The 863-nt window shown below is 55.4% G+C and carries 2 protein-coding genes; both read right to left on the bottom strand.

Annotated features, from left to right (window positions below; translation table 11 throughout):
- Window positions 1–117: 117 nt before the first annotated feature.
- Complete coding sequence (locus ACFSR7_RS06265) at window positions 118–402, bottom strand: hypothetical protein (protein WP_378159722.1); 285 nt, start codon at window positions 400–402, stop codon at window positions 118–120.
- A 26-nt stretch (window positions 403–428) separates the two neighbouring features.
- Window positions 429–863, bottom strand: a 435-nt coding sequence (locus ACFSR7_RS06260) for a hypothetical protein (RefSeq protein WP_378159721.1), incomplete at its 5' end; no start/stop codon positions are given.

Genomic DNA, 863 nt, shown 5'->3' with positions numbered 1-863 from the left:
CTGCCCACCGCCCGACCGTCGCCGGCTCTGCCCACCGCCCGACCGTCGCCGGCTCTGCCCACCGCCCGACCGTCGCCGGCGATTAATACAAATAAAAAAACCGCTCATTGGCGGTTTCTATTCACCCTTCGTATTCTCGTCTTCATCATCTTCTGGTTCTTCAGCCCATTGCCATGGAGGCGTCACACCATCAGGCAAGATGTAACCCTCATCCCCTTCATACTCATAATCTTCATCTGGTTCTTCAGCCCAACTCCATGGAGTTCTGGGAGGCGTCACACCAGTAGGCACGATGTAACCCATATCCCCTTCATATTCATAATCTTCATCTGGTTCTTCAGCCCAACTCCATGGAGTTTTGGATTTTCCTTTCATCGACGTCATATCTGCCACATTATTCATATTAATTTCTCCTTTTAATTTGAATTTTATTGTGCTTGCGGCTTTCGTTGTTTAACTTTATAAATCAATATTAACACACGTGTTTTATAAAGTAAAACATTTTTTTGATTTTTTAGATCTAATTTTAGATCTAAATAGAAAAATACTGCTCCCGCTACCCGCCGGCCGACGCAATTGTGATGGTGTGTCGCGGACTCCCCGCCGGCCACTGACGGCGCGGTGATCGTACGGCGCGGATCCGTGAACGCCTGGGCGCGCTGGCGCGGCTGCAGCTCCCCGCCGGCCACTGACGGCGCGGTGATCGTACGGCGCGGATCCGTGAACGCCTGGGCGCGCTGGCGCGGCTGCAGCTCCCCGCGGCCGCTGGCGGCGCGGTGATCGTACGGCGCGGATCCGTGAACGCCTGGGCGCGCTGGCGCGGCTGCAGCTCCCCGCCGGCCACTGACGGCGCGGTGATCGTA

Source organism: Cohnella sp. GCM10020058 (genome assembly GCF_042683485.1).
GTDB lineage: Bacteria > Bacillota > Bacilli > Paenibacillales > Paenibacillaceae > Cohnella.
This window is presented reverse-complemented; position numbering and strand designations above follow the sequence as displayed.